The 6,476-nt window shown below is 42.5% G+C and carries 5 protein-coding genes; 4 read left to right on the plus strand and 1 reads right to left on the minus strand.

Annotated elements, in window-relative coordinates:
- Nucleotides 1–123: 123 nt before the first annotated feature.
- From F6K57_RS34460 to F6K57_RS34475, 4 genes are all read left to right on the plus strand, one after another.
- A complete protein-coding gene (locus F6K57_RS34460) occupies nt 124–309 on the plus strand; it encodes a hypothetical protein (RefSeq protein ID WP_293039251.1) in 186 nt (61 codons plus the stop codon).
- Between the two features lie 255 nt (nt 310–564).
- Complete coding sequence (locus F6K57_RS34465; protein WP_293072421.1) at nt 565–894, plus strand: CU044_2847 family protein; 330 nt, start codon at nt 565–567, stop codon at nt 892–894.
- Between the two features lie 13 nt (nt 895–907).
- Nucleotides 908–4,951, plus strand: coding sequence for a trypsin-like peptidase domain-containing protein (locus F6K57_RS34470; protein WP_293072423.1), 4,044 nt, complete (start codon nt 908–910; stop codon nt 4,949–4,951).
- A 538-nt stretch (nt 4,952–5,489) separates the two neighbouring features.
- Nucleotides 5,490–6,104: a hypothetical protein gene (locus F6K57_RS34475; protein ID WP_293020461.1), complete on the plus strand. Its 615-nt coding sequence runs from the start codon at nt 5,490–5,492 to the stop codon at nt 6,102–6,104.
- 232 nt (nt 6,105–6,336) lie between these two features.
- Here the strand turns inward: F6K57_RS34475 and F6K57_RS34480 are convergent.
- On the minus strand, nt 6,337–6,476 hold a 140-nt coding region (locus F6K57_RS34480), incomplete at its 5' end, for a YfbK domain-containing protein (protein WP_293072425.1).

A 6,476-nucleotide genomic window follows, 5' to 3' on the forward strand; every position in this document is an offset into this window, starting at 1 on the left:
GAGAACTGCTATACTGCTGAATACAGTCCTAAAGCTAGAGTTCCCAAATTGTCAGCTATGGAATACAGGGTGCAGGGAATTCAAGGGGCGCGGGGAGATGGGGAGATGGGGAGATAGGGAGATTTGGCAAACTCTATTCTGGTAAGGCAAAAGCAAGCTGAAGCGGTTAATCTGCTTCAGTCCTGGATTGATGATGAGGATATTCAAGAGCAGCAAGAAACAGGTCAGTACTTGATTCATGCATTGGATCAGGATCGACTCTCGGAGCGTGAGTTATTCCCAATTGAGATGAAGGGTGTAACTTGGTGAGGGGAGCCATAGTGTTGGATGCAGGGCCGGTCGGTCTGATCACCAATCCCAACTCCCAGCTCGGAAGCTCCCTAAAACCCAAGACGAAAGTACTTCACCCAATGGAGAACTGCTATACTGCTTAATACCGTTCTAAACGGTAGAGTTCCCAAATTGTCAGCTATGGAATACAGGGTGCAGGCAATTCAAGGGAAGCATAGATTACTTTTAACCCTTTGAGTCAGATCGACAAACCCCAGCTAGCAGAGGTAAACGGTGAAACCCTTAATTAAATTTCCCCTTGATGGGGACGACTCCATTCTCGTAGAAGTAGAGGAGTTACCAGCAACGGATGTAGATGATGATCTGGTTGCTAACTACCCTGGTCAACAAGTAATTGTTCAAGCTCAAACCTCCTTTGCTGATGCGATGGACAAAATTAAGCCTATCGCTACTAATATTATTCGCAAAGTCCGCGAGCTAAAGGATTCCCCGGATGAAGTGGAGGTAAAATTTGGGGTAAAGATGACCTCTGAAATGGGTGTTGTGATTGCCTCTGCCAGTGTGGAAGGTAACTATGAAATTACCCTGAAGTGGAAAAAGTGAGATGTAGTGGTAGATGACTGTCCAACTCAGAGCTGCGATCGCACGAATTCGTAAAGCTAACGGGAGAGTAGTTGGTGCAGGTTTTCTGGTGTCCGATCAGCATATTCTGACCTGCGCTCATGTGGTTAATGCAGCATTATCGAGACAACCAAGTGTTCCAGATCAGCCCAATCAGGAAATTGATCTAGATTTTCCCCTAGTTGCATCCGGAAACATTCTTAGGGGGAGGGTTGTTCGCTGGATACCAGTTCAACGAAGTTCTGATATTTTACCGAAAACTGGAGCAGACATCGCCTTAGTAGAATTGGAAAGCACTCTGCCAGAAGGCACCCAACCGGTAAGACTGGTTAAAGCAGAGAACCTATGGAAACATCCTTTTCGAGTCTTTGGTTTTCCAGAAGGGCAAGCGGTTGGTGTCTCGACTTATGGCATCATCAGCAATCCCCAAGCTAATGGTCGAGTACAGATAGATGTACACGGGACTTATCCCATAGAGTCAGGATTCAGTGGTTCTCCGGTATGGGATGAGCAGTTAGATGGGGTGGCTGGCATGACTGTAGCGATTGATCCTAAACGACCACAGGTTAGGGCTGCGTTTATTATTCCCACCACTCAGTTGATCAATGCTTGTCCAGAGTTGGAAGAGCAAGCTATTCCTCCTTGTCCCTATCGAGGTTTGTTTCCCTTCCGAGAGCAGGATGCTAAATTTTTCTTTGGACGGGAGCAGTTTACCCAAAAATTAGTTAAAGCGGTACATAAACAGTCCCTAGTGGCGGTGATTGGAGCTTCTGGAAGTGGTAAATCTTCGGTGGTGTTTGCTGGTTTAATTCCTCAGTTACGTTCAGAAGAAGGTTGGTTGATTGAGGGATTTCGTCCAGGGGATCGCCCGTTGCGCAATTTGACAAAGACGTTAGTTGATCTGCGAAAAATCGAGACCATAGATCCACTGGATCAAATTGATCAGATGGTTGAAAAGTTTCAGGAGGGAAAGAGAAAGTTACGGGATGTGATAGAAGACATTCTGGAAAGGAACAACCGCACTCGCCTGTTACTAATAGCAGACCAGTTTGAAGAACTTTATACTCTTTGTAAAGATAAATCAGAACGCCAGATATTTCTAGATCTATTCCTAGAAGCAGTCAATCAGATAGAGAATTTCACCCTGGTTATTACCTTACGGGCTGACTTTTGCGGATATGCCCTTTCTTACCGTCCTTTTGCTGATGCTTTACAGGATGCTGACCGCAAACTTGGGCCAATGAACCGAGAAGAATTGCAAAAGGTAATAGAACAACCTGCTCAATTGCTGGGAGTAAGAATTGAGTCTGGGCTGACGGAACGCATTTTGGAAGCAGTAGAGGATGAACCAGGATATTTGCCGTTGCTAGAGTTTGCCCTGACATTACTGTGGGCAAAACAGCAAAATGGTCAGTTAACTCACCAAGCTTATGAAGACATTGGGGGTGTGGAAAAGGCACTGGCCGAATATGCAGAGCAAGAGTATCAAAATCTCAGTGAGGAAGATAAACAACGGGCGCAACGGGTATTTATTCAGTTGGTGCGTCCAGGGGCAGGAACGGAAGATACTCGAAGATTGGCTACCAGTACTGAAGTTGGACAAAATAACTGGGATTTAGTGACACGGTTGGCTTCTGCTCGTCTGGTAGTTACTAATAAAACAGAGAAGACTGATGAAAAAGAGGAAACTGACCAAGAAACTGTCGAGATTATTCATGAAGCGTTGATTCGGGAATGGGGAACCCTACGAGGTTGGATGGAGGTGAATCGAGAGTTTCGCACTTGGCAGGAAAGACTGAAGGTCAGAATTCAGGAATGGGGGAAAAGTAATAGGGATGATGGAGCATTATTGCGGGGTGTGCCTTTGGGAGAGGCAGAGGAGTGGTTGCAAAAGCGTCTAGCTGAACTTAGCAAAGATCAGCTAGACTTCATCAAGGCTAGCTTAGAGTTAAGGGACAGAGAGCAAAAGGAACGTTATCGCCTAGCTAAAGAAAAAGAAGAACAAATTAAAAAGTTAGAACGGGCACTGACTGAATCTAATGTGCGAGAGCAAACACTAAAATCGCAAAATCTGCTTCCATCCCATCCTGTGGAAAGTTTATTGGAGGCAATGAAGGCAACTAAACTAAGCTGTGAAAAGTTGAATGGAGAAGTTTTGAGTTTAGCTTTCGATAGTTTGTTGTGGGCATTGAGTTTTGTACGTGAATGTAACCGTCTGTACGGACATACAGTAGAGGTCAGTGCAATAGCTGTAAATTCTCAGGTACAGCGAATTGTGAGTAGCAGCTTGGATGGAATGTTATGTTTATGGGATTTGCAAGGAAATCCCATTGGACAACCTTTTCAAGAGCATAAGGTTGCTATTAGGTCTGTTGTCTTTCACCCAAATGGAAAAGTTATTGTTAGTGGTAACGACGATGGAAAGTTAGAACTATGGGATTTGGAAGGGACGTTAATTAAATCATTCCAGGGACATAACAATTGGGTTACTGCCCTTGCCTTTAGCCCCGATGGAAAATTTATTGTCAGTGGTTGCTTTGATAAGACACTACGTTTATGGAATCTACAAGGAAAGCCTATTGGAGCGCCTTTTCTGGGACATGAGGCTCCAATTACATCCGTAACTTTCACTACGAATGGAAAATATATTGTTAGTGGTAGTCGAGATACAACTGTACGTTTGTGGAATTTGCAAGGTAAGTCGATTAAGTTACCGTTTACTGAAGATGATTATGAAGTTAATTCTGTCGCTTTCAATCCCCAAAAAACTCTTATAGCCTGTGGTAATGAAGGGGGACGAATTGTTTTATGGGACTTAGAAGAACTGAAAATAACAAGTTCATTTTCAGCCCACGATCAAAGTATCTGTTCTATTGCGTTTAGTCCTGATGGAAAGTGGATTATCAGTGGGAGTGAGGAATCTACTATTGGTTTGTGGGATTTGCAAGGAAATAGGCTAGCTCTATTAAGAGGTCATCAAGGGAAGGTTACTACAGTCGCATTTAATTCAGAGTCCAACCTTATTTTTAGTGGTAGTGCAGACACAACTGTACGTTTGTGGAGTTTACAAAACCCTTTATACGGAAATCAGTTTCAAATTAAGGGTAATCATCAGAACATGGTTAATTCAGTTACTTTCAATCCTTATAGTAAAAGAATTATTAGTGCAAATAGCGATTGTACGCTTAAAATTTGGGATTTACAGGGAAATTTGATTGAGTCACTAGCAGTTGGAGATAGTACTGAAGTTATCTCAATTGCCTTTAGTCCTGATGGTCAGTGGATGATTACTGGTTGCGCCGATGGTCGTTTAATTCTAAGAACTTCACAAGGCAAATTGATAGAGAAATCTTTTCAAGGACATAAAGATGATGTAACTTCTGTAGCTTTTAGTCCCGATAGTAAGTTAATTGTTAGTGGTGGTGCTGACAAAAGAATCTGCTTATGGGATTTGCAGGGTAACTTGATTAAGCCACCCTTCAGAGGACACAAAGAGATGATTAGCTCCGTTGCCTTTAGCCCTAATGGTGAACAAATCATTAGTGGTGGTTATGATGGTGGGTTGTATTTATGGGATGTGAATGGTGATCAAACCTTTCGACCTTTACAGCAAGAAGGGAGTGGCATTCTTTCGGTGGCTTTCAGTTTGAATGGACAGTGGATTGTCACTGGAAGTATGAATCAATCCTTGCAACTATGGAATTACAAATCTAAGGAAATGTCCTTACTCCAAGGACACAAGGGATGGGTTAGGACTGTTGACTTTAGTCCAGACAGCAAGTTTATTGTCAGCGGTAGTGCAGACTATACACTAAGACTTTGGGACGTCAAAGGTAATGCGATTGGTCCACCATTGGAAGGGCACAAGGACAGAATTAGTTCTGTGTCCTTTAGCCCGGACGGACAATGGATTATCAGTGGTAGCCATGATGGTACATTAAGATTGTGGGAAGGTAATGTTAAAGCTTATATGGATAGGGCTCGTCAAAGACTATCTGGTCATTCTCTGTTATTGGATCAATACGGTTTGACCAGCTAGTTGTTAATTGTTTGATAACCATTCAGGTGATGGGGTTGACAAAAAGTGAAGGATGAGTGGTAGTCTAGAAAGATCGAAATCAAACCGCCAGCTATCCCAAATAGTTTTGAAGCTCTGGAACTGCAGCCCCAATCAGTTCTGGTAGATATCGTGCTGCAACAACCAACTAGCGAATTGAACAACTGATTGGAAAGGTGCTTAAGGGCTTTAGTGGATAAAGCTATTGAACTAAAGCCATTGCACCATTTTAGCTATGCCAGTCCACTAAGCCACTATTTCCGATCTCCATCTTGATGCATTTATACAATGATAACGATTTCAATTTTTTAATTATCAGGAGAAACAGGGTGTTAAGGATCTTGGTAGGTAAGTTCTGTGGTAGAGCAACCTGGTATTGAAAGTTTGCTGCATAACTTTTGGTAGTTAGCCGGATAAGTATATAGATACTTTAAAATCAGCACTCAGCACTCAGCACTCAGCAAGTAGTGCATTAGCTGAATGCTTACATTGTTTTTACAACAATAGGAACTATTGTCTTATGTCTAAGCGATTTGTATTTTGGCAAACTTCTATTATTATAGTTTGTTCAGTCCTGTGTACAGCTACTGATGTTGGCGCTAAAACTGGATTGAATACCCGGTCTCAAACAGAACAGTCAATTTCACCCCCCGTCAAACTTGTCAGAATACCGCGCCATTTAATTAATAATATTGATGAGGTTATTGATGGAATTCGCAAATCCCGTATCTGGGACGATATTGATGATTTCATTCGACGAATTCCCTTTCCTCAAAATACTAGAAACCCAATTCCTAAAAATGATGATTTCTGGGATAAAGTTAAATATGTATTCAAGATAGCAGTGAGCAATCTTAAATATCCTCAACGTCCCTCTAACGTTAGAAATGGTCAGTTGAATCGTATACTCGATAAGGTATATGTAAACCACAATTGTCTGGGTATTCTACCCTGCGGGATTATGCTGGAAAATTTCTTCAAAACAAATTTGGGTGAACCATCTTACCATTCCAGAGGAACAGAGCAAATCATGCGCCTAAATAATTTATTGTCTGAAGGAGTACTCGATCCACACGATTACAATGTTGCCAAAGACGTTCGTGATGATCTAAAGTATGCTATGAACTGGCCATAATACTGAGATGATAACCGGATTATACCTGATCAGGCTCGGGGTTGCTTAATAATGGAATAATTTGAAGAGTTTTGTGGCAAGCGCACGTGTGGAATGGGCATCTTGCCCGTTTTATATCCCGGCGGACTGTCCCAATAAGCCCTTAGGTGGTGCGTTACTTTCGTCTTGGATTAATGGGATCAGGGAGTAGCAAGCCAGCGCTCTTTCCTACTATTCCCGATTCCCTATGTCCTCACTCCCTATCCCCTATTTCCTGCGCACTCTCAACCAAATCAATAAACTCAGCTCGATAACCCTCTAAATCTACCCCTTCGGATTCTTTTGCTAATGTTAATGCTTGGTCAAAACTAGCTTTACCTTTGTAAGGAGAAT

This window comes from Moorena sp. SIO4A5, from assembly GCF_010672005.1.
In the GTDB taxonomy this organism is placed as follows: Bacteria; Cyanobacteriota; Cyanobacteriia; order Cyanobacteriales; family Coleofasciculaceae; genus Moorena.

Coding starts and splice junctions, on each gene's coding strand:
- F6K57_RS34470 (WP_293072423.1), top strand. CDS start 908: ATGACTGTCCAACTCAGAGCTGCGATCGCACGAATTCGTAAAGCTAAC.
- F6K57_RS34475 (WP_293020461.1), top strand. CDS start 5,490: ATGTCTAAGCGATTTGTATTTTGGCAAACTTCTATTATTATAGTTTGT.